At 68.3% G+C, this 23,467-nt stretch carries 34 protein-coding genes; 6 read left to right on the top strand and 28 right to left on the bottom strand.

The features are described from left to right. Positions 1–11 precede the first annotated feature (11 nt). Positions 12–656, top strand: a complete 645-nt coding sequence (locus OG558_RS19865) for a flavin reductase family protein (RefSeq protein ID WP_405071588.1) — start codon at positions 12–14, stop codon at positions 654–656. On the opposite strand, the gene OG558_RS19860 is transcribed toward OG558_RS19865, so the two are convergent. After that, the gene (locus tag OG558_RS19860; protein WP_405071587.1) at positions 645–1,550 is read right to left on the bottom strand and encodes an EamA family transporter; all 906 of its coding nucleotides are present in this window, start codon (positions 1,548–1,550) and stop codon (positions 645–647) included. The genes OG558_RS19865 and OG558_RS19860 overlap by 12 nt on opposite strands. A 73-nt stretch (positions 1,551–1,623) precedes the next feature. Here OG558_RS19860 and OG558_RS19855 point away from each other — a divergent pair, with 73 nt between their 5' ends. After that, positions 1,624–2,532, top strand: coding sequence for a LysR family transcriptional regulator (locus tag OG558_RS19855; protein ID WP_405071586.1), 909 nt, complete (start codon positions 1,624–1,626; stop codon positions 2,530–2,532). Positions 2,533–2,542: 10 nt separating this feature from the next. On the opposite strand, the gene OG558_RS19850 is transcribed toward OG558_RS19855, so the two are convergent. Next, positions 2,543–3,439 (bottom strand): helix-turn-helix transcriptional regulator, encoded by an 897-nt coding sequence (locus tag OG558_RS19850; RefSeq protein WP_405071585.1) that lies wholly within the window; start codon positions 3,437–3,439, stop codon positions 2,543–2,545. A gap of 101 nt (positions 3,440–3,540) precedes the next feature. On the opposite strand from OG558_RS19850, the gene OG558_RS19845 reads away from it, so the two are divergent. Further along, complete coding sequence (locus OG558_RS19845; protein WP_405071584.1) at positions 3,541–4,980, top strand: MFS transporter; 1,440 nt, start codon at positions 3,541–3,543, stop codon at positions 4,978–4,980. Between the two features lie 66 nt (positions 4,981–5,046). On the opposite strand, the gene OG558_RS19840 is transcribed toward OG558_RS19845, so the two are convergent. The 3 genes from OG558_RS19840 to OG558_RS19830 are packed head-to-tail and all read right to left on the bottom strand — an operon-like array spanning position 5,047 to position 7,576. Continuing rightward, positions 5,047–5,763 carry a pentapeptide repeat-containing protein gene (locus tag OG558_RS19840; protein ID WP_405071583.1) on the bottom strand — a complete coding sequence of 239 codons (717 nt, stop codon included), beginning with the start codon at positions 5,761–5,763 and terminating at the stop codon, positions 5,047–5,049. Positions 5,764–5,803: 40 nt separating this feature from the next. After that, positions 5,804–6,925, bottom strand: coding sequence for a peptide chain release factor 2 (prfB, locus tag OG558_RS19835; RefSeq protein ID WP_329474408.1), 1,122 nt, complete (start codon positions 6,923–6,925; stop codon positions 5,804–5,806). A gap of 18 nt (positions 6,926–6,943) precedes the next feature. Further along, positions 6,944–7,576, bottom strand: coding sequence for a TetR/AcrR family transcriptional regulator (locus tag OG558_RS19830; protein ID WP_405071582.1), 633 nt, complete (start codon positions 7,574–7,576; stop codon positions 6,944–6,946). Between the two features lie 70 nt (positions 7,577–7,646). On the opposite strand from OG558_RS19830, the gene OG558_RS19825 reads away from it, so the two are divergent. Then, complete coding sequence (locus OG558_RS19825) at positions 7,647–8,450, top strand: NAD(P)H-binding protein (protein ID WP_405071581.1); 804 nt, start codon at positions 7,647–7,649, stop codon at positions 8,448–8,450. Positions 8,451–8,481: 31 nt separating this feature from the next. On the opposite strand, the gene OG558_RS19820 is transcribed toward OG558_RS19825, so the two are convergent. Genes OG558_RS19820 through OG558_RS19790 form a run of 7 tightly spaced genes read right to left on the bottom strand, consistent with a single transcriptional unit; the run spans position 8,482 to position 12,786 of the window. Continuing rightward, positions 8,482–8,880, bottom strand: coding sequence for a pilus assembly protein TadG-related protein (locus tag OG558_RS19820; RefSeq protein ID WP_405071580.1), 399 nt, complete (start codon positions 8,878–8,880; stop codon positions 8,482–8,484). 23 nt (positions 8,881–8,903) lie between these two features. Continuing rightward, on the bottom strand, positions 8,904–9,368 hold the full coding sequence (locus OG558_RS19815) for a hypothetical protein (RefSeq protein ID WP_329474405.1): 465 nt from the start codon (positions 9,366–9,368) through the stop codon (positions 8,904–8,906). Next, entirely contained in the window at positions 9,365–9,790 is a 426-nt protein-coding gene (locus tag OG558_RS19810) for a TadE/TadG family type IV pilus assembly protein (protein WP_405071579.1), read from the bottom strand. The genes OG558_RS19815 and OG558_RS19810 overlap by 4 nt, the downstream gene beginning before the upstream one ends. Next, positions 9,790–9,987 carry a hypothetical protein gene (locus OG558_RS19805; RefSeq protein WP_405071578.1) on the bottom strand — a complete coding sequence of 66 codons (198 nt, stop codon included), beginning with the start codon at positions 9,985–9,987 and terminating at the stop codon, positions 9,790–9,792. The genes OG558_RS19810 and OG558_RS19805 overlap by 1 nt, the downstream gene beginning before the upstream one ends. A 14-nt stretch (positions 9,988–10,001) precedes the next feature. Beyond that, on the bottom strand, positions 10,002–10,940 hold the full coding sequence (locus tag OG558_RS19800) for a type II secretion system F family protein (protein ID WP_405071577.1): 939 nt from the start codon (positions 10,938–10,940) through the stop codon (positions 10,002–10,004). Beyond that, entirely contained in the window at positions 10,937–11,797 is an 861-nt protein-coding gene (locus tag OG558_RS19795) for a type II secretion system F family protein (protein WP_405071576.1), read from the bottom strand. Before OG558_RS19795 ends, OG558_RS19800 begins: the two co-directional genes overlap by 4 nt. Then, on the bottom strand, positions 11,797–12,786 hold the full coding sequence (locus OG558_RS19790; protein ID WP_405072184.1) for a CpaF family protein: 990 nt from the start codon (positions 12,784–12,786) through the stop codon (positions 11,797–11,799). The genes OG558_RS19795 and OG558_RS19790 overlap by 1 nt, the downstream gene beginning before the upstream one ends. A 104-nt stretch (positions 12,787–12,890) precedes the next feature. On the opposite strand from OG558_RS19790, the gene OG558_RS19785 reads away from it, so the two are divergent. Continuing rightward, complete coding sequence (locus OG558_RS19785) at positions 12,891–13,316, top strand: hypothetical protein (protein WP_405071575.1); 426 nt, start codon at positions 12,891–12,893, stop codon at positions 13,314–13,316. Beyond that, complete coding sequence (locus OG558_RS19780) at positions 13,313–13,507, top strand: hypothetical protein (RefSeq protein ID WP_405071574.1); 195 nt, start codon at positions 13,313–13,315, stop codon at positions 13,505–13,507. Before OG558_RS19785 ends, OG558_RS19780 begins: the two co-directional genes overlap by 4 nt. Before the next feature lie 277 nt (positions 13,508–13,784). Here the strand turns inward: OG558_RS19780 and OG558_RS19775 are convergent, their stop codons facing one another. The 16 genes from OG558_RS19775 to OG558_RS19700 form a co-directional block, all read right to left on the bottom strand. Then, positions 13,785–14,993, bottom strand: coding sequence for a hypothetical protein (locus OG558_RS19775; protein ID WP_405071573.1), 1,209 nt, complete (start codon positions 14,991–14,993; stop codon positions 13,785–13,787). 50 nt (positions 14,994–15,043) lie between these two features. After that, positions 15,044–15,382, bottom strand: a complete 339-nt coding sequence (locus OG558_RS19770) for a hypothetical protein (protein ID WP_405071572.1) — start codon at positions 15,380–15,382, stop codon at positions 15,044–15,046. A 1-nt stretch (position 15,383) separates the two neighbouring features. Then, positions 15,384–15,548, bottom strand: a complete 165-nt coding sequence (locus OG558_RS19765) for a hypothetical protein (RefSeq protein WP_405071571.1) — start codon at positions 15,546–15,548, stop codon at positions 15,384–15,386. After that, positions 15,545–15,721: a hypothetical protein gene (locus OG558_RS19760; RefSeq protein ID WP_405071570.1), complete on the bottom strand. Its 177-nt coding sequence runs from the start codon at positions 15,719–15,721 to the stop codon at positions 15,545–15,547. Before OG558_RS19760 ends, OG558_RS19765 begins: the two co-directional genes overlap by 4 nt. Before the next feature lie 295 nt (positions 15,722–16,016). Beyond that, complete coding sequence (locus tag OG558_RS19755) at positions 16,017–16,589, bottom strand: hypothetical protein (RefSeq protein WP_405071569.1); 573 nt, start codon at positions 16,587–16,589, stop codon at positions 16,017–16,019. Further along, positions 16,586–16,750 (bottom strand): hypothetical protein, encoded by a 165-nt coding sequence (locus OG558_RS19750; RefSeq protein WP_405071568.1) that lies wholly within the window; start codon positions 16,748–16,750, stop codon positions 16,586–16,588. Before OG558_RS19750 ends, OG558_RS19755 begins: the two co-directional genes overlap by 4 nt. Then, positions 16,747–16,968 (bottom strand): hypothetical protein, encoded by a 222-nt coding sequence (locus OG558_RS19745; protein ID WP_405071567.1) that lies wholly within the window; start codon positions 16,966–16,968, stop codon positions 16,747–16,749. Before OG558_RS19745 ends, OG558_RS19750 begins: the two co-directional genes overlap by 4 nt. Further along, positions 16,962–17,189: a hypothetical protein gene (locus OG558_RS19740; RefSeq protein WP_405071566.1), complete on the bottom strand. Its 228-nt coding sequence runs from the start codon at positions 17,187–17,189 to the stop codon at positions 16,962–16,964. The genes OG558_RS19745 and OG558_RS19740 overlap by 7 nt, the downstream gene beginning before the upstream one ends. Next, positions 17,186–18,250 carry a ParB N-terminal domain-containing protein gene (locus OG558_RS19735; protein WP_405071565.1) on the bottom strand — a complete coding sequence of 355 codons (1,065 nt, stop codon included), beginning with the start codon at positions 18,248–18,250 and terminating at the stop codon, positions 17,186–17,188. Before OG558_RS19735 ends, OG558_RS19740 begins: the two co-directional genes overlap by 4 nt. After that, entirely contained in the window at positions 18,240–18,413 is a 174-nt protein-coding gene (locus OG558_RS19730) for a hypothetical protein (protein ID WP_405071564.1), read from the bottom strand. The genes OG558_RS19735 and OG558_RS19730 overlap by 11 nt, the downstream gene beginning before the upstream one ends. 140 nt (positions 18,414–18,553) lie before the next feature. After that, positions 18,554–18,898: a hypothetical protein gene (locus tag OG558_RS19725; protein WP_405071563.1), complete on the bottom strand. Its 345-nt coding sequence runs from the start codon at positions 18,896–18,898 to the stop codon at positions 18,554–18,556. Then, positions 18,883–20,283, bottom strand: a complete 1,401-nt coding sequence (locus tag OG558_RS19720) for a recombinase family protein (protein ID WP_405071562.1) — start codon at positions 20,281–20,283, stop codon at positions 18,883–18,885. The genes OG558_RS19725 and OG558_RS19720 overlap by 16 nt, the downstream gene beginning before the upstream one ends. Further along, positions 20,234–20,593, bottom strand: coding sequence for a hypothetical protein (locus OG558_RS19715; RefSeq protein WP_405071561.1), 360 nt, complete (start codon positions 20,591–20,593; stop codon positions 20,234–20,236). Before OG558_RS19715 ends, OG558_RS19720 begins: the two co-directional genes overlap by 50 nt. A gap of 190 nt (positions 20,594–20,783) precedes the next feature. After that, positions 20,784–21,527, bottom strand: a complete 744-nt coding sequence (locus tag OG558_RS19710; protein WP_405071560.1) for a GntR family transcriptional regulator — start codon at positions 21,525–21,527, stop codon at positions 20,784–20,786. 53 nt (positions 21,528–21,580) lie between these two features. Continuing rightward, on the bottom strand, positions 21,581–22,354 hold the full coding sequence (locus tag OG558_RS19705; RefSeq protein ID WP_405071559.1) for a TIM barrel protein: 774 nt from the start codon (positions 22,352–22,354) through the stop codon (positions 21,581–21,583). After that, positions 22,351–23,373 (bottom strand): Gfo/Idh/MocA family oxidoreductase, encoded by a 1,023-nt coding sequence (locus OG558_RS19700; protein WP_405071558.1) that lies wholly within the window; start codon positions 23,371–23,373, stop codon positions 22,351–22,353. Before OG558_RS19700 ends, OG558_RS19705 begins: the two co-directional genes overlap by 4 nt. Positions 23,374–23,467: the final 94 nt, after the last annotated feature.

Raw genomic sequence — 23,467 nt, 5'->3', positions numbered from 1 at the left:
GTTCCATCAGCGTGAAGCGAACCGTTGAACCCAAGGTCCTGTACTTCGGCACGCCGGTCGTGCTGATCAGCTCCCGCAACCCGGACGGCAGCACGAACCTCAGCCCGATGTCGTCGGCCTGGTGGCTCGGCTACACCGCGATGCTGGGGATGGGCACCAGCGCCCAGGCCGTCAAGAACCTCACCGAGCGGCCCGAGGTGGTCCTCAACCTGGTCGATCCGGACATGGTCGCCGCCCTCGACCGGATCGCGTTGCTCACCGGGTCGGAGCAGATGTCCGACGCCAAGCGCGACCGCGGCTATCGCTACGAGCCGGACAAGTTCGCGGCGGCCGGGCTGACCCGCGAGCCGGGTGACCTGGTCGATGTCGACGCGGTCCAGGAGAGCCCGATCAACCTCGAGGGCCGGATCGTGAACATCCACGACATCGGCGGACCCGACTCGCACCTGTGTGCTCTGGAGATGAAGGTCGAGCGCGTGCACGTCCGCGAGGACCTGTTGATGAGCAACGACCGCTACATCGACCCGCTCCGCTGGGATCCGCTGATCATGAAGTTCACCGAGTACTTCGCCGGCGGTGCACCGGCGTACGAGTCCTCGCTCGCCCGCGGCTGGCAGATGCCGCCGATGCGGCTGCCCGTCGGATCAGACAGCTGACTCCACCACGGCCCGCTCGCCGGACGCCGCCGCGCGCGGGGTCCGGCGCCGGATCACCGTGCACGCCATCCCGCCGATCACCAGGACCGCCGCGATCCCCTGCTGCAGGCCGACTGCCTCGCCGCGCAGCAGCCAGGCCGCAGCCATCCCGACGATCGGCACCAAGAGGGAGAACGGCGCCACGGTGCTGGCGTCGTACTGGCGCAGTAGATAGCCCCAAACGCCGAAGCCGAACAGCGTGGCAGCGAAGGCGACATAGGCGATCGCACCGACGCCGGTGAGCCTGATCCCGTGCAGCGCGTCCAGGTCCGCCTGCGCGCCCTCGGTGAGCAGGGACAACAGCAGCAGCGGCACGACGGCTACCGCGCTGACCCAGATCATGAAGCGCAACGTGTCCTGCGGCTTCGCGTAGCGGGTGATCGTGTTGGAGACTCCCCAGAACGCGCCGGCCGCGATCACCAGCGCGAGTGCCCCCAGGGGAGCGGACAGCCCGTGATCGAGCATGATCAGGACCATTCCGAAGCAGGCGATCAGGATGCCGGCGATCTGCGCCAGCCGCGGCCGTTCGCGCAGTACGACGATCGCGAACAGGACCGTGAAGATCACCTGGCACTGCAGCACCAGCGACGCCAGGCCGGCCGGGACGCCGTTCTTCATCGCGATGAAGAGCAGCCCGAACTTCGCCACCCCGAGCGCGAGGCCGACGCCGATCACGTACCGCCAGGCCACCCGCGGCTTGCCGAGCAGGAAGATCGCCGGGACGGCGGCGAAGAAGAAGCGCAGCGCGGAGAACAGCAGCGGCGGGAAGCCTTCCAGCCCGACCTCGATGACGACGAAATTCACACCCCAGACGACAACGACGGCGAGCGCGAGCAGGAGGTCACGAGGCTTCATGCGGTCTAGTCTGAGCGGGACTACACTTAAGGACCAGCACTGATTGCTACCGCCTTCGATGTAGGAGTGCTACATGATCGATCTCGGCAGGCTCCGCGCTCTGCACGCCGTCGCTCAGTACGGCTCGGTCAATCGCGCGGCCGAGGTGCTCGGGTACACACCGTCGGCGGTGTCGCAGCAGCTGGCCAAACTGGAGCGGGAGACGCGCACGACGCTGGTCGAGCGCCAGGGACGCGGGATCGTCCTGACCGACGCGGCGCGGGAGCTGGCAGCGACGGCATCGCGCATCCTCGAGCTGGTCGAGGACGCCGAGCTGACCCTGGAGGAGCAGCGCGGCCAGGCGATCGGCACGCTCAGCATCGCCGCGTTCCCGACGGCCGCCCGGGGATTGTTGCCGCCGGCCCTGGCACGGTTGATCGACGACAATCCGGGACTCGACGTCCGCGTCGTCGAGACCGATCCGTTCGAGGCCGTTGCCGCGGTCAACCGTGGCGAGATCCACGTCGCAGTCGTCCACGACTGGCACAACGCGCCGATACGCCTGCCGGAGGGCCTGTCGCGCGTGAAGCTCGGATCGGATCCCGCTGACGTGCTGATCCCCGCGACGCATCGCCTGGCAGGCAAGGAGTTCGTCCGCGCGGAGGATCTGGTCGGCGAGCGGTGGATCTGCCAGCCGGCCGGGTCGATCTGCCACGAATGGCTGGTCCGGACGATGCGTCGCGCCGGCGTCGAGCCGAACGTCGCCTACTCGGTCGCGGAGTACCAGACCCAGCTGGCCATGCTTGCCCGCGGCATCGGTATCGGCCTGCTCCCCCGGCTCGGCCGCGGCCCGATCCCCGACGGTGTGGTCGTCGTACCGCTCCAGCCCGCCCCGAGCCGCCGCCTGTACGCCGTCTGGCGCACGACCACCGCCCGCCGCCCGGCGATCGCCGTCACCCTCCAGACCCTCAAGGCAGCCTGGCCGGCCCGCGACACCGCCTGATCGGATCTGCTCAGTCGGTCCCGACGAGGACTCGGAGTTTGGCTTCGGTGGCCTCGTCGGCGGCGGTGTAGACCGTCGCCCGGATCTGTCCGAGCTGCGACAGCCAGAGGTTGACCGGCTCGATCCGCAGTACGCCGGCCTTCGCGTTCTCCAGCACCTTGATCCGGGTGCTCGGCGCGGCCACCTCGTACCGCTCCCACAACTCCGCGAACAGCTTCGACCCCGCGAGCAGCCGCGCGACCAGGTCCTGCCAGGCCGGCTCGCCCACGTGGTCGGCCATCGCCGCCCGGAACCCCGCGACCATGTGCAGCTTCATCGACTCGGACTCCACGAAGTTGCAGCGCCACTCGTTCGACACGAACGTCACCCAGAGCATGTTGCGTTCCTCGACCGGGATCTCGTGCAGGTCCAGCACCACGCGGCAGTAGGCCTCGTTGAACGCGAGGATGTCGTAGCGCGCGTTCAGGACCAGCGCCGGGTACGGCGAGACTGCGTCGAGCGTCTTCTGGAGCGACGCGGGCAGCACCGCGCACTCACCCCGCGCCGGACCGAGCTGAAGCCCCGCCAAGGTGAACAGGTGATTGCGCTCCTGCCGGTCGAGCCGCAACGTGTTGGCCACCGCTTCCAGCACCTGCGCCGACACGTTGATGTCCCGCCCCTGCTCCAACCACGTGTACCAAGTCACGCCCACCCCCGCGAGCAGTGCCACCTCTTCCCGCCGCAACCCCGGCGTCCGCCGCCGCCCACCTGGCGCAAACCCAACCTCGTCCGGCTGAATCCGCTCCCGCCGGCTCCGCAGGAACACCCCGAGCTCCCGCCGCTGCTCACCCTTGTCCACAGCAGGGCCCGCAGACACCCCCCGCAGCACGCGAACAGAACTGTCGGTGGCGGCTGGAACAGTTGTCATGGCACCATCATGCGTGCAAGCGCATCCTGGTTCCAGGTGGTGGCAATACCAGGATAAACAGACTCTTAGTACCCGGCTTCCGGCGGGCGCAGGGTGGAGGCATGACAGACCAGCTCCAAGCCGCCACCACCCCGGTCGCCGCCCGGCCGCGTGCCGCCGCGTCGCCGCTGGGGCCGGTGGCCTTGACCACCTTGCTCTTCGGCGCCTTCCTGCCGATGCTCTCCTTCTTCATCATCAACGTCGCCCTGCCGGCCATCGGCTCGGACCTGAGTGCGTCGTCCGGCGAGCTGCAGCTCGTCGTCGGCAGTTACGGCATCGCCAACGCCACTCTGCTGGTCGTCGGCGGTCGCCTCGGCGACGGTTTCGGCCGCAAGCGCCTGTTCCTGATCGGCCTGACCGGCTTCACCGTGATGTCGCTGATCTGCGCCATCGCCCCGACCATCGGCGTACTCCTCGCGGCCCGCGTCGTCCAGGGCGCCACGGCCGCCGCCATGACGCCGCAGGTCCTCGCGTCGATCTCCAGCCTCCTCACCGGCGAACACCGCGCCCGCGCGATGGCCATGTTCGGTGTCGCGGGCGGTGCCGCGGCCGCACTCGGTCAGATCCTCGGCGGCGTACTGGTCGAGGCCAATGTCTTCGACCTCGGCTGGCGGGCGGTATTCCTCGTCAACGTCCCGGTCGGCCTCCTCGCCGTCGTAGCCGCGATCCGGCTGCTGCCAGAGACCAAGGCCGACAAGGCCCAGCGCGTCGACCTCGTCGGCGCCACACTGCTCGCACTGACCCTGGTGCTACTGCTGCTGCCGCTCACCGAGGGCCGACCGCTCGGCTGGCCACTCTGGACCTGGGTCTGCCTCGCCGCGACGATTCCGGCCGTAGTGGTGCTCGGCCTGCACCAGCACCGCTCAGAGCAAGCCAGCAAGTCCCCACTGATCCCGCCGACCGTCCTGCGGCTGCGCGCGATGCGGATCGGCCTCCTGCTGGCGGTGGCGTTCTTCACCACCTTCGGTGGCTTCATGTTCGTGTTCGCGCTCGCCACCCAGGGCGAGGCACACATGTCCCCACTGGAAGGCGGTCTGAGCCTGCTGCCGATGGCGGTCGGGTTCCTGATCACCTCGATCTACGGCCCGCGTCTGCAGGTGCGGTACGGCGCCGGCCTGATCCTGCGCGGGTGGATCATCCAGGCCGTCGGCTACTCCCTGCTCGCGATCGTCGCCCTCACCATCTGGCCGGACGTGAACCCGTGGAAGCTCGCCGTACCGATGCTGGTCGCCGGCTTCGGCTCCGGCCTGGTCATGGTGCCGCTGATCGGCGTCGTGCTCGGTCAGGTCCCGGGGGCTCAGGCAGGCCTCGGTAGCGGCATCCTGCTCACCAGCCAGCAGACCTGTCTCGCCCTCGGCGCGGCCACCGTCGGTACGGCGTACCTGTCACTGGCCGGCACGTCATGGGGCCAGGGCGGAGCACTCGCCGCAGTGGCGATCGCCATCACCGCCATCTCCCTCCTCATGACGCCGGTCACCCACCAACTGCGCTCCCGCCCCTAAGAGCTCCTTACGTCCGAAGAATCGTGGCGTATAGACCACAGTTCTTCGGACGTAAGGGATTGTCGGTCACCAGTGGGAGGGGCGGGTGACGGACGGGGGTAGCTTGCTGGTGCGGTCGCCTCGGGCCGCGTTGACCTGGGACTGCGTGAGGAACAAAGCGCCGGTCAGGTCGGCGCCGCGGAGGTCGGCGTCGCGAAGATCGGCGCCGATCAGGTCCGCCTGGCGAAGGTCCGCGTCACGCAGGTCGGCGGCGATCAGGTACGCGCCCCGCAGGTTGGCCTTCGCGAGGTCGGCACCACGGAGACGGGCGCCGATCAGGTCGGCGCCGCGGCGGTCCTTCTTCTTGCTCTGCTTGCCACGGACGAGCTGACTCGTCTTCAGCAGCAACTCGTTGACCGCGGCCCGCTCCGCGTCCACATCCACCGTGGTCAGGTCCGCCGTACGACTCACTCCCTCAACCCGGTCGATCGCCGCGCGCACCTCGGCGTCGAAAGCCTTGTATTCAAGGGCTTCCGTGAGATACCACAGCAGCTCGTGCAGCTGGCGCAGGATCGGCAGGGCCGCGAACATCGCCTGCCCCGGCTGCTCCCGCCAGCTCGTGCCGGCGCGCCGGGAGATCTCCTGACCGGCGCCGAAGCAGTCGTAGACCGTGCAGCCCGGGAAGCCCTTGGAGCGCAGCCGGCTATGAATGCCGCACCGGAAGTCGGTGGACAGATTCGGGCAGGCCTCGCCCGCGGGCTTGTCGATCGCGAAGTCCGCCGACCTGCTGAACGTCAGCGCCACACAGCAGAGGCCGAAGCAGCTACCGCAGTCGGCGCGGAGGTCAGTTGTGCTCGGCAACCGTTTGGCCGGTGCGGCGCCAGCGGATGCCGGCCTCGATGAAGTCGTCGATCTCGCCGTCGAAGACGCCGGACGTGTTGCCGGACTCGTACTGCGTCCGCAGGTCCTTCACCATCTGGTACGGGTGCAGCACGTACGACCGCATCTGGTCACCCCACGAGCCCTGCACGTCACCGCGCAGCGCGTCGATCTGGGCCCGCTCCTCGGCCTTCTTCAGCGCCAGCAGCTTGGCCTTCAGGATCACCATCGCGGAAGCCTTGTTCTGCAGCTGGGACTTCTCGTTCTGGCAGGAGACCACGGTGCCGGTCGGGATGTGGGTGATCCGGACCGCGGAGTCGGTCGTGTTGACGCTCTGACCACCCGGACCGGACGACCGGTACACGTCGATCCGCAGCTCTTCCTCGGGTACGTCGATCTCGTCGGTCTGCTCGAGCACCGGGACCACCTCGACCGCCGCGAACGACGTCTGCCGGCGGCCCTGGTTGTCGAACGGCGAGATCCGGACCAGCCGGTGCGTACCCGACTCCACACTCAGCGTGCCGTACGCGTACGGCGCCTTGACCCCGAACGTGGTCGACTTGAGCCCGGCCTCCTCGGCGTACGAGGTGTCGTAGACCTCGGTCGGGTAACCGTGCCGCTCGGCCCAGCGCAGGTACATCCGCTGGAGCATCTCGGCGAAGTCCGCCGCGTCCACACCGCCCGCGCCGGAGCGGATCGTGACCAGCGCCTCGCGCTCGTCGTACTCACCGGACAGCAGCGTGCGGACCTCGAGGGACTGGATCGCCTTGCTCAGCGGACCGAGATCCTTCTCGGCCTCGGCCATGCTGTCTGAGTCGTTCTCCTCGCGGCCGAGCTCGATCAGTGCGCCGAGGTCGTCGAGGCGGCCGCGCAGCGTGGTCACCCGCTCGACATCGGACTGCAGGCTGGACAGTCGGGACGTCACCTTCTGCGCGTTCGCCTGGTCGTCCCACAGGTCGGGTGCCGCGACCGCCTCACCGAGCTCGGCGATCTCCTTGCGCAGGGAATCGAGATCGAGCACCTTCTCGATCGAGGTCAGCGTCGCGTCGAGCTGCTTGAGCTCCGCGTCAAAATCCAGTCCAGCCACAACCAAGCAGCGTACCCGCTAGGCGGTGATTGCCGGTAAACCTAGGCCATGCCGCAGTACGCCGAAGACATAGGCGACCGCCTTCTCGAGCTCGACCCGCACCTGTTCGAGGTCGGCCGCGGACGCCGTGTCAGGCAGTAGGCGCAGCAGTTCTTCTTCCAGGACCTTCAGCGCGCCCGCGAACTGAGCGGCGATCAGCCGGTTCCGCAGATGCTCGGGGCGCCGCTCGTCGAGGGCGGCGGTCAGCAAGGTCTCGAGTTCCGCCGCGTTCAGGCGACGACGGGCCAGCAAGGCCGGGCTGTCCTCGATCGTGCGAACGAACTGCTTCCAGGTCGCCAGATGCCCGACCTCCAGCCGATCCCGGATCCCGGCCAGATAACTCGCCTCCAGCACATCGACCGGATCCGCGTCGGCCGGCGCCTCCCGGATCGCCCGCGCCGGACCGCGCCACCACCCCTGCTCGTCGAAGAACAGGTCCTCCTTGGTCGGGAAGTGATTGAACACCGTCTGTACGGCGACATCCGCCGCTCGCGCCACCTCCGCCACGGTCACCGCGTCGAAGCCGCGCTCCAGGAACAGCGTGGTCGCGACGTCCGAGATGACCTGCCGGGTCTGCCGCTTCTTCCGCTCCCGGCGCCCGCTCTCCTCCATTGCACCGAGGGTAGGGCATCTGCCTTACTTCCTCCAATCTTGTAGTCACTACATCTTTGGAGTACATCCAATGACAATCCTCGTCACCGGCGGCCGCGGCAAGATCGCCCGCGCCGTCGCCGCCGCCCTGACCGCCGCCGGTCACGACGTCCGCGTCGCCTCCCGCGAACCCTCGACCCTGGGCGCTGCTGCGGTCAGCTACGACCCGGCCGACCCCGGTCCCGCACTGCACGGCATCAGCCAGGTGTTCCTGTACTCCGATCCGTCCTCGGCGCCGGCGTTCGTCGCGGCCGCCGACGCCGCCGGGGTGAAGCAGGTGGTGATGCTCTCGTCGCTGTCCTCGCTCGGCGGTCCCGAGGACCCGCATGCCAGGGCCGAACGTGTCATTACCAGCGGGTCCTACGCGACCACCCGGCTGCAGCCCGGCGCGTTCATGAGCAATGCGATGTTCTGGTCACACCAGGTCCGCGCGACCGGGCAGATCCGGCTGCCGTACCTCGACGCCGAGGAGGCGCCGATCCACGAGCAGGACATCGCCGACGCCGCGCTCCGTGTCCTGCTCGACGGACCGGGCAACGGCCACGACGGCCGCGGCTACCCGCTCACCGGCCCGGAGTCCATGACCCGGCGACGCCAGATCGAGCTGATCACCCAGGTCACCGGGGTACCGATCGAGGCTGTCGATCTCACCCCCGACCAGGCCCGGGCCGAGCTGCAACTGCGCGACCCCGGCCAGCGCGAGACGTTGCTCGCCTACTGGGCTTCCCAGGTCGGCAGGCCGCAGCCGATCGAGCCCGGCGTCGAACTACTGACCGGCCACCCGGCCCGCACCTTCACCACCTGGCTGAACGACAACCCAGGTCTCTTCGCCTGACCGAGCAAACCCACGGCATGATCCGCGGACGTCAACGGATCGGCACGACGGCGGCGGCTTCCGAGGCGATGTCGGAGGAGCCGGGCCAGCCGGGTGGCTCGAACGGCAGGTCGACGGACGACGTGAGCCGCACGGTCACTGTCGTACCGGCGACGTCCGCCGACCAGTCCAGGCCGTCGAATCTGTTGCTCGCGGCAACCTGATCCAGATACTCGGCGGTCAGCCGGCGCGCCTCGTCCGGGTCGAGCTCGGCGTTCCCGTGCGCGGCCGGCTGCGCGTAGATCGCCGCCAGCCCGTTGGCCGCCGCCAGCACCGCCCCGTCCGCGGTCGCGTCCAGGTCCCGGCGGACCAGGAACACCTTCGAGATATCGGTGACCACCACGATCATCAGCAGGATGATCGCGGTGAACCCGATGATCAGCACGGTCATCTGACCCTGCTCGTCCCGGCGCCTCATCCGTCGCCCTTGGCTTCGCGGTAGTCGCCGTACGGCTCGGTGTGCGAGGCGCTGATGTGGATCGCCGGGGGTTCACCGCCGAGGGCGTCCGGGATCAGTGGCAGGCGTACTTCGGTGTCGAGGGTGACCGTCACGGTCGAGCCGGGCTCGAGGCAGGCGGGGTCGCAGGTGATCCGGAGCTGGTCAGGGCTCAGCTCCATCCCCTGGTCCTTCATCGCCAGGCGCGCCGCGTCGAACGCCCGCGCGCGAGCGTCGTCCTCCGACAGCCCGGCCGGCACGATGATGAACGCCCGCCCGGCCGCCCGGGTTGCCGCGGTCGCGCCGTACGAGGCCCGCTGTACGTCGAAGACCGCGAGCATCACGTACACCAACGGAACCATCAGCAGGATCGCCAGCCAGGAGAACTCCACCACCGCGCTCCCGCGCTCGTCGCGCCGGCGGAAGATCCACCAGGTGCTCATTCGCCGGTCTCCTTCACGGCGTGCCCTTCGACGCTGAAGTCGATCCCGGGACCCCACAGACCGAGCGGTGGCATGTGCGCCTTGACCACGATCAGCACTCCCGGCTGCCCGTCGACGTCGGTCTCCTCGGCGGACACCGAGTCGATCAACTGGTCCCGCACCACGCCGCCGGCCAGCTCCCGCGTCCGCGATTCACCGTCGGCGGGCACCCGGTTGAGTACGGCCGCATAGTGCGCGCCCTCCGATGCCGCGGCCGTCACCGTGTTGCGCACGTACAGGTACAGCCCGACCTGCAGGATCCCTAAGAACAAAGGGACTACGAGCATCGAGACCAGTACAAAATCCACCACCGCCGACCCGCGCTCGTCGCGTGACCGCGGCGCAGACCGGCCCGCGGCCGAGCGGAGGTGGGCGGAACGCATCACTTGTTGCCGACGGAGTCCAACGCGTCTTGGAGCATTCGCTGCAACTGCGTGCCGGCGAGCTGCCAGATCGCGACGACCAGACCGGCCGTCATCACCGTGATGAGCACCCAGCCGGGGACATCGCCGCGTTCCCTGCGGGCCTGGCGTGGCTTCAGCAGCACCGTCAGGAACAGTCTGGTCAGGAGTAGGGACATGAGTTCTCCTCAGTTCATCCGGCGATCAGCCGGATTCCGACAGCGCCTGGATAGAAGGCGAAGGCGATGGTCACCGGCAGGACCAGAAAGATCACCGGGACCATCATGGCTACCTCGCGGCGCGCGCCGGACTCGATCAGCTCGCGCCGCCCCGCCTCACGAATGTCACCGGCCTGCGCCCGCAGGACGTCGGCCAGCGGGGTGCCACGTTCGAGCGCCACCGCCAGCCCGTCCGCGAACCGCGAGAGCGCCAGCAGACCCGTGCGATCGGCCAACGCATCCAGCGCGCGGACCAGCGTCTCCCCTGCCCGGGTCTCGGCCAGGACACGTTTCAGTTCGTCCGCCAGCTCACCCCGGCACGATCGCGCAACCCGGTCGAGGGCCCCGGCCGGACCTTCACCGGCGGCCACCGACAACGCGAGCAACTCGGCCACGGTCGGCAACTCGACGAGCAGCCGGCGCTCGCGACGCCGTACCTGCGAGGTGAGATAGGTGTCTCGGGCAAGCACTCCGAGGACACCGAGCAGACTGCAGAACACCAGCATCCCGATCGGGTTGCCAGTGCCGAGCGACAGCGCGACGACCGAGACGACCAGCGCGCCGCCGAACGCGACGGTCCCCCACAGCAACTGCTCGATCCGGAATTCCTCGACCGTCCGCTCCACCCCGGCCCGCGCCAACCGCCGGCGGATCGAGTTCGCCCCGCCGAGCAGACGCTCCAGCCGCTGCGCACCCGACCGCAGCGACGGCCCGAACAACCGCAGGATCGCGTGGAACGGCGAACCCGAGTTCACCACCCCCACGAACACCTCGGGCCCGCCGAGATCACGCAGGTACGGCGAGATCCGCTCGTCGGCCGTCGGCCTCCGCAAGAACGGCAACCGCCGTACGACGACCAGCAGGCCGGCACCGAACAGCGCCCCGACGAGACCGCCCATCAGCAACGGACTCATCGCAACACCCGCTCGGGCTCGGGCAACCGGCCGATCCGCAGCATCAACCGATACGCGACCACACAGACCACCGCGCCCGCACCGATGATCACCGCACCCATCGCGGAGTTGTAGCGCTGGATCACATCGCCCTGGAAGGACAGCAACGCCAGCACCAGCCACGGCGCGGCCACAGCGACGCGGGCGCCGTTGACCGACCACGACTGCCGCGACTCGAGCTCGGATCTGGTCCGGGCATCGTCGCGCAGGAACGACGACAGCGACCGAAGCAAGCGCCCGAGATCCCCGCCACCGACCTCGCGCGCGATCCGCAACGCCTCGACCACGCGATCGCCGACCGGATCCGCGAGCCGTGCCTTCAATCGATCCAGCGACTCCGCGAACCGGCCCGTCGACGCGTAGTCCGCTCCGAACCGCCGGAACGGTTCGCGCAACGGCAGCGGCCCCCGCTCACCCACCTGAGCCAGCGCCTCGGACAGCGACAGTCCGGCCCGCACCGCCGACGCGATGTTGTCCACCACGTCCGGCCACAGCTCCCGGAACTCGGCCAGCCGCTTCCGCGCCCGGCTCCGCACCAAGGCGATCGGCATCCCGCCGGCCATCAGACCGAACACCACACCGACCGGCCACGCCCCCGACACCACGAGCATCAGCAGGAACCCGGCCAGTCCAGTGATCACGCACGCGCCGATGAACGCGGCCGGCGTCACGCCTTCGATCCCCGCGCTCGCGAGCAACTCCCGGCTCCGGGCGATCAACCGCCCGTCCGTGGCCGGCTGGGAATCCGCCGGCGCTACGAACGTCGCGATGATCAGCAGCAAGCCGATCCCGAAGAACAACCCCAGCAGGAGCCCCATCAGCCGACACCTCGCGGCAACTCGGTCAGCAGCCCGGCGAGGTTGTACCCGGCCTGCAGGAACCGCTCGGGATGCGGCAGATGTCCCTCGGCCCGGCGGAGATGCCCGTCGACGGTGCCGAACAGCGTCTCGGTCTCGATCGCCTGCTCCTCGATCCGCCCGCTCACGCCCACGATCTCCCGCACTCGCCGCTGCCCGTCCGCCCCGATCCCGAGGTGTACGACGAGATCCACGCAGCCGGCCACCGTCGGCAGCACGAACCGGGATCCGATGTTCTCTCCCGCGAGCAACGGCAGCGTGCACATCTTGGTCAGCGCCTCGCGCGCCGAGTTCGCATGGATGGTGCACATGCCGGGGAGGCCGCTGTTCAAAGCCAGGAGCAGATCCAGGCACTCCTCCCCGCGTACCTCGCCGACGATCAGCCGCGACGGCCGCATCCGCAGCGACTCCTTGACCAGGTCGCGCAGCCGCACCTCGCCGGTGCCCTCCAGACCTGCCTGCCGGGTCTGCATCGACACCCAGTCGGGGATCGGCAGCTTGATCTCGAAGACCTCCTCGCAGCTGATCACCCGCTCGCTGCCGGGGATCGAGCCGGCCAAGGCGTTCAGCATCGTGGTCTTGCCGGCCTGCGTGCCGCCGGAGACGAGGACGTTGAGACCGACCGCGACCGCGGCCTCCAGCACCGCACCCGCATGCGGTGTCAGCGAGCCGAGCGCGACCAGATCGCTCAGCCGGGTGGCGCGGACGGTGAACTTGCGGATGTTGATCGCCGCATACCGCTGGGTGATGCCACCGAGCACGATGTGCACGCGGCTCCCGTCCGGCAGCCGGGCGTCCGTGAACGGCTGGGACACGTCGATCCGCCGGCCGGTGGTCTTGAGCATCCGCTCCACCAGATCGCTGACCTCCTCCTCGGTCAGCACGGTCGTGGTCAGCTCGTGCCGGCCCTCGCGGGCGATGAACACCCGGCTCGGCTCGTTGATCCAGATCTCTTCGACCGGTAGAGGGTGTTAAGCACAAACCAAATAGCGGACCCGCCAGGAAGGTCTAGTTCCGGACGGGTCCTGTGATCCGGACTACGGAGGTCCGAACCATGAACGAAGTATCCCCTGTCTCTGCGGAGGCACAGAGGATCATCGAGGACATCACCGCGGTGGGGTTCCCGGAGGGGATCCTCGTCGACCTGAACCCCGAGCCGCACAAGCTGTCATCCGAAGACATCGCCTACCGGGTGCGGTCCGCACGGCGGCTCAAGTCCCCCGAGCGGCAGCGGGAGGCGATCCGCGAGGTACTGACCGAGCTCGAGCTCTACGGATTGGGTGTCGATCAGGGCTACGAGCGGGGCTGGGACGCACGCCTCGACCCCGCCACCATGGACATGCAGGACGTCAGGGAGGCGCTCGAGGCATCCCTCGCCGCGCTCGACCGGATGACCGGCGAGGTGAGGACCAGAGGCATCATCGAGTTCGAGGGCGGCGCCGTGATCCCTTTGCCGGACGAGCGGGAGGAGAACCGATGACCGTGCACGCTATTCGCGGAACCACGGATAGCGGATCGTGGACTGACGAGCAACTGCTGGCGACCTTCAACCACGGCTTCGAGGTCGGACGCGCAGAGGGTGCCCGCGAGGCGCTCGATGCCACCGAGCCCGAGGGACGGATCGGCCGATTCATCGACCGACTGCAGGAGCGGTTCGAGTTCCTGCGCTGAGCGCCAGGAAGCAACGAAACCCCCGACACACGTCGGGGGTTTCGTGCTGTCGCGGCCCCGGGCTGAAAGGGGACCGTAAGGCACCCGGGACCGCTGCTCTAGTTGCCGTACCGCTGACGCTCGACCTCGGCCGCGATCTCGCACCGCGAACAAAGCCCAGTGCAAGGATTCACGTCGGACTCCGACGAGCACTCACTGCACGTGTCACCGACTGCCGCACCGACGGCCCTGCGAATGGTACCCAGGGCCGTCTGTACGGTTTCCCACACAGCCATGCTCAGGCCGTCAGAATCGCCTTGGCGGCGCCGGCGACCGCGGGACCGGCAGCCGTCGAGTGCACCCAGGATCCGAAGGTCGAGCTGCCATCCCGAGGATCGATCGTGGTTGCCGCGGAGATGCCGGTCTCGAACACGATGAACGCGCTCGGAGCGAAGAACGTCAGCTTCGCGGCGACGGCGCCCAGCATCGGGAAGATCCGCGCACCGAACAACCGCTCCACCACCGAGCCGCGATCCTGTCCGTTCGTCGGCGCATACGAGGTCGCCACCGACAGCGAGGCCGGCGTGCCGTAGCAGACGACCTGGTCGGGACTCACATTCGCCGTCGCGGCGACCGTCAGAATCGTGGCCCGCATCGTCGCCTCGAACGTCGCGGCCGCGTACACCGTCGCGGCGCCCGCAACCGTGTCGATCGTGCCCAGATCGGCCAGACTCAGCGACCGCGCGATGTGGATCCGGTGCGCCGCCTCGACCGCCGACAGATCGTCGAACGAGGAAACCGCCGCCGAAGCGTTCGTCCATGCTCCGTACCTCGCCGCCGACAACGTGCTCGGGACGATCGCTGTGAACTCGGTGTGCTGTGCAGACTCGGCCGCGCCGGTGCCCGAACCGGCCGGCAGGGTGACGCTCGGGTGGACCGCGGACAAGCCGTCCAGCGGCCTCGAGGTGATCCCGGCGAACTCCCGCAGACTGGTTGCGGCGTCAGCGGACTTGCTGGACCAGTTCGTCTCCGAACCCATGCCGGCCGCAGCGGTCACCATCGCCCGATACTCCGAACGGGTGGCGCGCGTGCCGCCCTGAGAGATCGCCTCGTAGTGCGCCCGGAGGTCTTCGGCGGACACGCTGTAGCGGCCTGTCGTACCGCCGCCGAAGCCCTGGACGCCGTACTGACGGAGGCTGTTCTCGAGCTCGTGGGTCCTGCCGTCGGCGTTGCGGAGCGCGCGGAGGTGGTCGATGCCCTCGACGGCCTCCATGTGGGCGTTGAACCGGTCCTGCTCGCCTTGAGTCAGGTCGCGGTCGTGCTTCACACCGGTCTCGGCGATCCGCTTCGCCTCCTGGCAATGCTCGGTGCGCAGTTCGCGCAACTCACTGTCCGACTTGCGCGTGTAGTCGGGCTTGGGCTCAGGGGTCAGGCCGGCCGCGCGCGCCTCGGGGCTGTAGGCGAGGTTGTTACCCCAAGTGCCCTGCTCGTAGTACTGCGTCGACATGGTTTCTCCGTCGTGGGATGCCAGTGGTTAGGGGGCGAGCGAATCCACGCTCAAGCACGCCTGTCCGGCATCCACCGGGGGCGAATCCACGCCCGTGCCAGGTACCACCAGTCTAGCGCCCGCTCTCGCCACGTCAGCGGAACCTCGCCCAGGTCGACCGTGGGGAACACCGCGGACAGCATCGAGTCGTTCGCCCGCCCGCGTTCGTCCCGTTCCTCGGCCGCCATCACCAGCACCTGATGACACCGGTCGCCCTGTTCACCCGTCCAGCGGCGGTCCAGGTCCCACAGGGCGAGGATCTCGCCGTGAAGCCGCCCGTCGTCGAGTCCGCGCAGGTGCTGGCGCACTGTCTCGTCATCCTCGAACAGCAGATCTCGAAGGTTGCTCATGTCACTCGTCTCTTTCGCTGTAGAACAGTTTCTCGGCCTCACTGCGGTCATCGGTGGGGATGCACCAGTGCCGCTCCAGGGTTGACCCGCACTTGGCGCACGGCGACCGCGACGGTACGACCTCGTCGTTCTCGGCGGTATCGCCGGAATCTGCCGGGTAGCTCATGGAAGCTCCTCACCATCGGCGCTGTTGCCGGCAAGGAGCTCCTGCAGCCGGTGCTGCAGCTTCGCGGCCTCGAGACTCCAATACCTCGAGCGCCTCTGACCGTCCTCCTTCTCCCACGATGGGCCCGCGACGAAGACGGCCCGCGCGATCCGCTCGTTCTTCTCGGCCAGCAACAGCAGACTGTGGATCCGCCGTAGCTCGTATTCCGCGGCACGACGGCACTGCGGGCCGCAGTACACCCGCGGACGCCCCGTAGCGGGATGCTGAAGCCTTTTCCTGCAACTCAGGCATATGCTCCGCTTTTTGGCAGGTTTCTCCACAATTCACCTCCTTCGTGGAAAACGACGGGGAGAGACGACCTTGACTGGCGGGTCATGAGGGGGTCCGCCTTAAAAAACTCGGCGTCTTTTTGCGCTGCGTTCACGCCTGACCCGCAGTCATACGTCCACACACACACGGAGCGCTTGGTCATGACGCCTCCCGCGCCTGGCAGCCGGGATGCCGGCCGGTGTCGGAGTACCAGGCCGCGGGATCCATCGGAGTACCGCACACCGAGCAGTTGCCGTCGGCCTCTACCTGCTCCTCCTTGAAGGCCTGTCCTGTCCTGTCCTGGCCTGTCCTATGTGTCACGCGTTCTGCGACGGTGGACGTCACGCGTGACACACCTGCGAGAGAGCAGTGATCGGGCAAGCAGAGCGAGTGATCGCCTGCCTTGTGCGCTCGCTCCCGCTGCTTCCGCGCACGGTCCAGCACGCGCTTGTGATCCAGTCCCTCGAGCTGCGCCTTGGTGGTCTGCGTCGTGTCGAAGTCGACGATCAGCCAGCCTTCATCCCAGGTCTCCCACAGGCCGGCCTTGGTGAACTCGACCACCACGCCGGGGTCTACCCGCAGGTCGTCCAGGTCGTCTGCGTACAGCCGGCCATCCGTACGGTTGGAGACCGACCACGCGAGAGACCTCACGAAGGCACGATGTGCACTGTCGGACAGCCGGTTGATACGACGATCGTTCAGCCACCGTTCGGGATATCGCGCGTCAGTCATGGCGTCTCCTCGAACAGGTCTGGCTCGCAGTCGGGGCAGCCCCATTCCTCGGTCAGTTGCGGGATCAGCGGTCCGATGTAGCGGGCGGGTGCGCCGCAGTCGGGACAGCGTTGCGACTCGATCCGATCCCAGATCATCGGATGCAGTGGCGGCGACGTCATGGCTTCGGCCTCCGCTCGCGGTAGATCGCGTGCTGCGTCTCGCACAAGGTGCACAGGTCTGCGGCTTGCTGCAGGCTGATCACCCAGCCACGGCCGGCGCGGGACCACTTCGCTTGTGGCGCCACCTCGAAGACGAGCTCGTCGTGGCCTTGGCCGGTGACGAGAGCGAGACCGGTTTTCTCATTTCTGAGAACCCAGACGATCGCGCGGCTCACCATCGGCCACCGCCCGGGTCGGTGCGCTCTTGGCGGCATGGGCAGGTACGTCGTCGCGCGTACGACTCGCGGTCTTCGACCAGCAGGGCGCCACACCTGCCCGCGCATGGGTCGGCCGGACGTTCCACCTGCTCGGCGAGTCGATGCAGCCACGAGGACAGTTCGAGACCGGCGAGGATGCGGCGCCTGGCAGCCGCGGCCCGCTTCGCTTCGGTCGAGGTCATCGGACATCACCCGCCAGGTCGCGGAACCGGGTAGCGCATAGCGTGCAGCCAGCGATGCCGCAGTCGGCGAGCGGGCGGCGCATCTCGTACGCCGGTTCCCCGTTCGGCAGATAGATGGGAACCCAGGCGTCCTCGTCGATCAGGTTGTCGGGATTGCCGTCCACGTCGTAGGCCTCGTAGATCACGCCGTGGCAGTCGATGTAGGCAAAGCGCGCCAGTCCGGGTAGCCGCTCTTGCTTGGGCAGGTAGTGGCAGATGACGTCCGGCGTACTGCACCTGGCGCACCCCGAGCAGATGTTGTGACTGCCCCCGCTCAGTTCCGCCAACTCCTCAGGCGGGGGATCTAGTCCGAGCAGGGCGGCGTTACGCTTCGCCTTGAACCACGCGGCCAGGTACCACGATTCGGAGTCCAGCCACTCGCGCAGGCTGGCGTATCCGTTCGCCTCATACGATCGATTCCGCGCGATCTCGGCGAGCTTGTCGCAGGTCTGAGACCAGAGACGAACCCAGGTCGCCGCGATCTGCTCGGCGTGATCTATCGCCTCGTCTGATGCGATCAGAGTCTCAGCGTCGCGCGCGAGCTGGACAGCCGGCGATTGGGGAAATTCCCCACTCAACTCACGGCGTACCGAGCCGACTGTCTTGTGGTCGGCACCGAGTCGACGGCCGATGGCCCGGTCGGAATCGTCGGGACTGCGCTCGATTTCCGTCGCGATCAGTTGCCGTTTCTGTTCCCGGGTCAGATGCCGGCGTGCAACGTTGAGTGTCAGCGCGATCTCGCGCGCATCGGCATCGTCGGCGACCTTGCGGACCTCGACCGGGTAGTCGATCCCGAGCTCGGCGCAGATCTGCCGGCGGTGGTGGCCGTCGATGGTCCGGCCATCCTGGTCGATCACAACCGCCACGAGAACGCCACGTTCAGCGATGTCGGCCTTGAGTGCGGCGTACTCGTCCGCAGACAGCGGCGGCATCACCTGGAACGGCGCGGTATCGGTTACCTTGGTGGTGTCCTCGCCGGACGTTTCAAGGGCCGCCTCCGGGCGGCCTTTGTCATGCGGCATCAGGACCACCCGACTTCAGGTCGTCCAGCGTGAGTTGTTGGCGTTCGAGCGCGACCCGCACGATACGAGCGGCGCGAGCTAGCTTCGCGGGATCGTCGAGGGCACGGACAGCTGCATTCTCTTCGTGCTTGGCGCGGGCTTTGGCCGCTGGATCAGGGCGCACAGTGATCTCCCGGGATGAACCGGTTGCTCACGGCGCCTTCCGCGACTTCTACGCCCGGTCAGCTCGGGAAGATCCCGAGGCCCGGCAGGCAAGCTGGTGACTGAGTCACTGCTGATAGCAGTATTGCAAGCTGCGCGAGGCTAACGCGAACCGCCACGCCGTTGCGGCCGCAGGCGCACGGTCATCCGCTCGGGCTTGCCTCGCGCTGCCCACAACTCGTCGTAGTCGATGTCGTCACGGAGTGGCCCGTGCTGGCTGCAGGTGAAGTCGCTCGGCACCTGCCACTTACGCCGCTCGTGATCCTTGCGGTACCGGCCGACGCGCTCCTTGCATGCCGCGCAGATGAAGATCACGTCCGCGTCGAGGAACTCCGGCACCACCGGCTTGGTCAACCACGACGGGGGTTGCGGGAGTTTTGACCGGATGCTGTCGAACCTGGAGAGCCAATTGCCGAGATTGCCGGGCGGGTTCATAGCGTCCGCCACTCGATCGACACCCGGTCGCGGTCGAACGCCTTTGCGCCCGGCTTGGCGGGATGGACCGTCACCGACTCGATGAACATCTCGACCAGTTCGCGTTTCTCGTCGAGCAGCATCCCCGGCCACGCGGCGCGGACCTGCGAGATGTCGATCCCGATGAGTGGCGCGGGTAGGTCAGCGAGGTCACGCCGCAGCTTCTGCTCGTGATCGTCGATCGCTTTCCGCGCGGCCCGCCACTCTAGGGTTGTCAGGCCACCGGCTCCCCATTCCTTGGCTAGCTCGGTGCGTTGGTTCTCGTCGGCAGTGAGGCCCGCGAGGATCGCTTCACGGCGCGCGCCGTGCTCGTCCGCGGTGATCGCGTTGAGAAACTGCGGCTGGTCGAGCTCGTCGAGCAGTCTCTTCCCGACGTGCTTCTCGAACGGGTCGGCCATGATGCCGACGTGGAAGCCGTGCCAGCAGGTGTAGAGCGCGTCCAGGCGCTCGCCGTACACCTTGCGGCGCTGGGCGCGCATTGCCGTAGGCGGGTCACACACGCCACAGACGGCGATCCCACCAGTCAGCAGGAATCGTCGGCGGGTCCGGCTCTGGGTACCCTGTCCGGCCGCCAGCTTGGCGCGTACGGCCTGCCAGGTGTCCTCGCTGAGGATCGGCTGCCACAGGCCGCGCCCGACGATCTCTCCCCGGTACACGCGGTACCCAGCAACGGTCGGGTTGCTGATCATGCGGTTGAGCGTCTTGTACGTGATCTTGGCGCCGTTCGCACCCCGCACGCCCCGCGCGGTCAGGTCGGCGGCAACACGGCTCAGCGACCAGCCGGCCAAGACCTTGTCCGCCGCATCCCGCAGGATCACTGCTTGGTCCTCGTCGACACGGAGCACGGCCTTGTTCTGCTCGTCACGCGCTCGCGTGTATCCGAAGGTGCGGCCACCGGCCGGCCGGCCCTCGGCGGCGAGCTCGGCGAGCTTGTCATTCACCCGCCGCTTCAGCTTCCGAGCTTCGCCAGCGTTGATCACGGCCTTGATGCCGGCGACCTCGTCCCGCACTCGCACGATGCCTTCGCGGTCGGTGTGCAGTTCGGTGATGCCGGCCGAGTCGAGTTCGGCGGCGAGCTGGAACCACTCAGCCTCGCGCCGCTCCAAGCGGCTCTGTTCGACACACCACAGGTGCTCGAGCTTGCCCGCGCGGATCCACTCGCGCAGCCTGTCGTACCCCCCGCGCTCGTCGCCGTTGTGGGCGCTGATGCCCTTGTCGGCGAACACCTCCACGGGTAGCTCCGGCCAGTGAGTGGCGGCGTACCGCCTCCCCCACCTTTCTTGAAGGGCAACACCCTCGTAACTTCCGTCAGGCCGCGGGGACAGGCGGCAGTAGAGCCCTATGTGCTTGGTGGACATGGCATGATGCTACTTGACAGACTCTATCGACGGTCGGGTCGTCCAGGAACCGCTGCAACGGCCCGAAGCCCGCGACCCGGTCGTGCACCTCCCGGCTGACCGCCTCCAGGTCACCGATCGGCGGCACCACACCGGTCAGGCTGCGCTCGTCGTACTCGCGGACGACGGTGGCGACGATCGCGTTCACCGCACCCGGATCACGGAGCGGATCGATGCCCTCCCGGCGCACCACATCGCGCACCTGGGCGTCGATCAGCTCGACCGCGCCGTCCCAGCCCGACCGGCGCGCGGCGAGTCTGTCGGCTGTCATCGGTCTCCCCGTGTGTGTCCCGTCTGGCGACCACGCGGTCACCATGCGCGACCATCCTTTCAACCGTGGGGCACCCCGCGCCACTCGCATCCGGAGCCCTGTGGACAACCGTGACATGCGAGAGGCTCACTGACCGTATCCATCGCGTCACGACGAGGTCGAGAAACTTGCAGCTTGTTGCAATCCCGCCTCAGCGGTGGACGAGCGTGTGTTCGAAGGAGTAGCGGCTGGCGCGGTAGAGGTGGGAGCCGTACTCGACCGGCTGGCCGTGGTCGTCGTACGTGATCCGGGTGGTCGCCAGGAGTGGTGCGCCGGGCTCCTCGGACAGGAGCCGGGCCTGCTCGAGTGAGGCGGGGATGGCGGAGATGGTCTGGTGCGCGACCTTCAGCCGCACCCCTTCGGCCCGCAGCAGTTGGTAGAGACCCCGCTCGGCCAGAGTGGCCGGGTCCGTCTCCAGGAGGTCAGGCGGGAGCCAGTTCCGCATCAGCGCCAGCGGCTCGCCGTCCGCCCGCCGCAGCCGCTCCAGCCGGAGCACTCGGTCCCCCTCCTCGCACTGCAGCGCGGCAGCGACCTCAGCGGTGGCCGGAGCGACGCCGAAGCGCAGTACGTCGGTCTCCGGCTTCCGGTGCGCCGCGGCCAGGTCGTCGTACAGGCTGGTGAGCTCGAGAGAGCGCCGTACTTGGCCGGAGTTCCCCACTACCTGGGTGCCGACGCCGCGTTTGCGCACCAGCAGGCCCTGGTCGACCAGGCGGGCGATCGCCTGCCGGACCGTCGGCCGGCTCAGCCCGTACGCCTCCGCCAGGTCCACCTCGTTGCTCAGCCGGGATCCGACCGGCAGTTCACCGCCCTGGATCGCCGCCTCGAGTTGCAGCGCCAACTGCACGTGCAACGGCGTACGGCTGTTCCGATCGACCCGGACCTGGACGGTACTCATGCGCACATCCTGAAGCCTCGGCCCGATTCCGTCGACCCACCACCCGGATTTGATCAGATGGCTTCCTTTGTGAACGCGTCCCGGAAACGGCGCAGCGCGAGATCGGTGCCGGCCGAGGCGAACGCTTCCAGCCCGACCGTGCCGTCATAGCCGAGCTCCCGCAGGGCGGCCGCGATCATGGGGTAGTTGATCTCCCCGGTCCCCGGCTCACAGCGGGTCGGTACGTCGGCCACCTGGATCTCACCGAGGTACGGGAACGCCTTGCGGATCAGCTCGATCAGGTTCCCCTCGCCGATCTGCGCCTGGTACAGATCGAGCATCAGCCGCAGGTGCGGATGCCCGACCGCCTCGACCAGCGCGAGCGTGTCGGCCGCCTTCCCGAACGGCACGCCGGGATGGTTGACCTCGGTGTTGAGGTTCTCCAGCACGAACATCACGCCGTACCGCTCGCCGAGCTTCGCGAGCCGCTCCAGCGTGCGCGCGGCCGTCAGCCACATCGCGCCGGTGACCTCGTACGCCGGTGTCACCGGCAACCCATCGAGCCTGAGCTCGGTGCCATGCAGGTTGAGGCGCGGGCAGCCGAGCTCCAGGGCGACATGGACGGACTGCTCGGCGGTCACCAGCAGCCGATCCTGCTCGTGGGTCAGCGAGCCACCGACGTACCCGGTCATCGACGAGAACACCGCTCCGGTCTTCTTCAGCGCGGCGATGTCCTTGGACATCCAGGTCCAGATCTCGACGTCGAAACCGGCGGCGTCGATCCGCTCCACCCGTTCGGCGAAGGGCAGGTCGACGAACATCAACTCAGCACAGACAGCCAGCCTCATCGGACCTCCTCGATGCGCACCGCACGGCTCTCCTGGTAGGACGTCATCGCCGCCAGCGCGACCCGCAACGCGTTGCGTGCGTCGTGGCCGGTGACGGGCGGTACGGCGTCCCCGCGCACGACGCCGGCGAACTCCGCGAGCTCCCGCACGTAGGCGTCGTGGAACATCTCCTCGTCACTGCGGAACGTCTGCTGCTGCAGGCCGCTCGCGCCGTACCGCACCAGCGGACTGCTCGGCAGGCCCCCGGCGATCACCATGCCCTTGCTCCCGAACACCTCGCCGCGGACGTCGTAGCCATAGAGCGCGGAGAAGTTCGCCTCCGCGGTCGCGATCGCGCCGTTGTCGAAGGTGATCAGCACGACCGCGGTGTCGAGCAGCCCGTCCTCCTTGTACTGCGGGGCAACCAGCGCATCCGCCTTCGTGAAGACCTCGACCGGCCGGGCCCCGGGGTTGAGCCACAGGAGCGTGTCGAAGTCGTGGATGAGCGTCTCGCGGAAGATCGTCCACGGCGGGATGCCGGGCCGCAGACCAGCCGGTCCGCCGGGGTCCCGGGTGATCGAGCGCATCAGCTGCGGCGTACCGATCACGCCGTCCACGACGGCCTGGTGGGCCGCGGCGAAGTCCTTGGCGAACCGCCGGTTGAAGCCGACCTGGAAGGGGACGCCGGCGGCCTCGGTCGCGGCGATCGCCTGGTCGATCTCTTCGAGCGTCAGTGCGGCCGGCTTCTCGCACCAGACCGGCTTCCCGGCCGCGGCCGCGCGGTGGATCAGGTCCGGGTGAGCGGCGGCGATCGAGGTGATCACCACGCCGTCGACGTCCTTCAGCAGGCTGTCCACGTCCTGGGCCTCTGTGCCGTACCGCTCCGCGAGCTGCTGCGCCGCCTCCGGTCTGGCGTCGGCGACCGCGGCCAGCTCGGCGCCGGGGACGTCCCGCGCGATGTTGCCGGCATGCATCGTGCCGATCCGGCCGGCTCCGATCAGCCCGAGCCGTACAACCGGCAGGCCGTGGTCTGTGCGCATCGGCAACCCCTTCGCGAGCAGGGACTAGAGCGCTCTAGTCATCGCTAGGGAACAATGCTTTGATGGTCCCGGTCAAGACCTCGGGAGAATCGGC

Origin of the sequence: Kribbella sp. NBC_01510 (genome assembly GCF_045040325.1) — a bacterium.
In the GTDB taxonomy this organism is placed as follows: Bacteria; Actinomycetota; Actinomycetes; order Propionibacteriales; family Kribbellaceae; genus Kribbella.
This window is presented reverse-complemented; position numbering and strand designations above follow the sequence as displayed.

What these genes read in the sequence shown, in the direction of transcription:
- OG558_RS19860 (WP_405071587.1), bottom strand. Translation starts at nt 1,550, where the DNA reads ATGAAGCCTCGTGACCTCCTGCTCGCGCTCGCCGTCGTTGTCGTCTGG.
- OG558_RS19855 (WP_405071586.1), top strand. Translation starts at nt 1,624, where the DNA reads ATGATCGATCTCGGCAGGCTCCGCGCTCTGCACGCCGTCGCTCAGTAC.
- OG558_RS19850 (WP_405071585.1), bottom strand. Translation starts at nt 3,439, where the DNA reads ATGACAACTGTTCCAGCCGCCACCGACAGTTCTGTTCGCGTGCTGCGG.
- OG558_RS19845 (WP_405071584.1), top strand. Translation starts at nt 3,541, where the DNA reads ATGACAGACCAGCTCCAAGCCGCCACCACCCCGGTCGCCGCCCGGCCG.
- OG558_RS19830 (WP_405071582.1), bottom strand. Translation starts at nt 7,576, where the DNA reads ATGGAGGAGAGCGGGCGCCGGGAGCGGAAGAAGCGGCAGACCCGGCAG.
- OG558_RS19825 (WP_405071581.1), top strand. Translation starts at nt 7,647, where the DNA reads ATGACAATCCTCGTCACCGGCGGCCGCGGCAAGATCGCCCGCGCCGTC.
- OG558_RS19820 (WP_405071580.1), bottom strand. Translation starts at nt 8,880, where the DNA reads ATGACCGTGCTGATCATCGGGTTCACCGCGATCATCCTGCTGATGATC.
- OG558_RS19815 (WP_329474405.1), bottom strand. Translation starts at nt 9,368, where the DNA reads ATGAGCACCTGGTGGATCTTCCGCCGGCGCGACGAGCGCGGGAGCGCG.
- OG558_RS19810 (WP_405071579.1), bottom strand. Translation starts at nt 9,790, where the DNA reads ATGCGTTCCGCCCACCTCCGCTCGGCCGCGGGCCGGTCTGCGCCGCGG.
- OG558_RS19805 (WP_405071578.1), bottom strand. Translation starts at nt 9,987, where the DNA reads ATGTCCCTACTCCTGACCAGACTGTTCCTGACGGTGCTGCTGAAGCCA.
- OG558_RS19800 (WP_405071577.1), bottom strand. Translation starts at nt 10,940, where the DNA reads ATGAGTCCGTTGCTGATGGGCGGTCTCGTCGGGGCGCTGTTCGGTGCC.
- OG558_RS19795 (WP_405071576.1), bottom strand. Translation starts at nt 11,797, where the DNA reads ATGGGGCTCCTGCTGGGGTTGTTCTTCGGGATCGGCTTGCTGCTGATC.
- OG558_RS19785 (WP_405071575.1), top strand. Translation starts at nt 12,891, where the DNA reads ATGAACGAAGTATCCCCTGTCTCTGCGGAGGCACAGAGGATCATCGAG.
- OG558_RS19780 (WP_405071574.1), top strand. Translation starts at nt 13,313, where the DNA reads ATGACCGTGCACGCTATTCGCGGAACCACGGATAGCGGATCGTGGACT.
- OG558_RS19775 (WP_405071573.1), bottom strand. Translation starts at nt 14,993, where the DNA reads ATGTCGACGCAGTACTACGAGCAGGGCACTTGGGGTAACAACCTCGCC.
- OG558_RS19770 (WP_405071572.1), bottom strand. Translation starts at nt 15,382, where the DNA reads ATGAGCAACCTTCGAGATCTGCTGTTCGAGGATGACGAGACAGTGCGC.
- OG558_RS19765 (WP_405071571.1), bottom strand. Translation starts at nt 15,548, where the DNA reads ATGAGCTACCCGGCAGATTCCGGCGATACCGCCGAGAACGACGAGGTC.
- OG558_RS19755 (WP_405071569.1), bottom strand. Translation starts at nt 16,589, where the DNA reads ATGACTGACGCGCGATATCCCGAACGGTGGCTGAACGATCGTCGTATC.
- OG558_RS19750 (WP_405071568.1), bottom strand. Translation starts at nt 16,750, where the DNA reads ATGACGTCGCCGCCACTGCATCCGATGATCTGGGATCGGATCGAGTCG.
- OG558_RS19745 (WP_405071567.1), bottom strand. Translation starts at nt 16,968, where the DNA reads ATGGTGAGCCGCGCGATCGTCTGGGTTCTCAGAAATGAGAAAACCGGT.
- OG558_RS19740 (WP_405071566.1), bottom strand. Translation starts at nt 17,189, where the DNA reads ATGACCTCGACCGAAGCGAAGCGGGCCGCGGCTGCCAGGCGCCGCATC.
- OG558_RS19735 (WP_405071565.1), bottom strand. Translation starts at nt 18,250, where the DNA reads ATGCCGCATGACAAAGGCCGCCCGGAGGCGGCCCTTGAAACGTCCGGC.
- OG558_RS19720 (WP_405071562.1), bottom strand. Translation starts at nt 20,283, where the DNA reads ATGTCCACCAAGCACATAGGGCTCTACTGCCGCCTGTCCCCGCGGCCT.
- OG558_RS19715 (WP_405071561.1), bottom strand. Translation starts at nt 20,593, where the DNA reads ATGACAGCCGACAGACTCGCCGCGCGCCGGTCGGGCTGGGACGGCGCG.
- OG558_RS19710 (WP_405071560.1), bottom strand. Translation starts at nt 21,527, where the DNA reads ATGAGTACCGTCCAGGTCCGGGTCGATCGGAACAGCCGTACGCCGTTG.
- OG558_RS19705 (WP_405071559.1), bottom strand. Translation starts at nt 22,354, where the DNA reads ATGAGGCTGGCTGTCTGTGCTGAGTTGATGTTCGTCGACCTGCCCTTC.
- OG558_RS19700 (WP_405071558.1), bottom strand. Translation starts at nt 23,373, where the DNA reads ATGCGCACAGACCACGGCCTGCCGGTTGTACGGCTCGGGCTGATCGGA.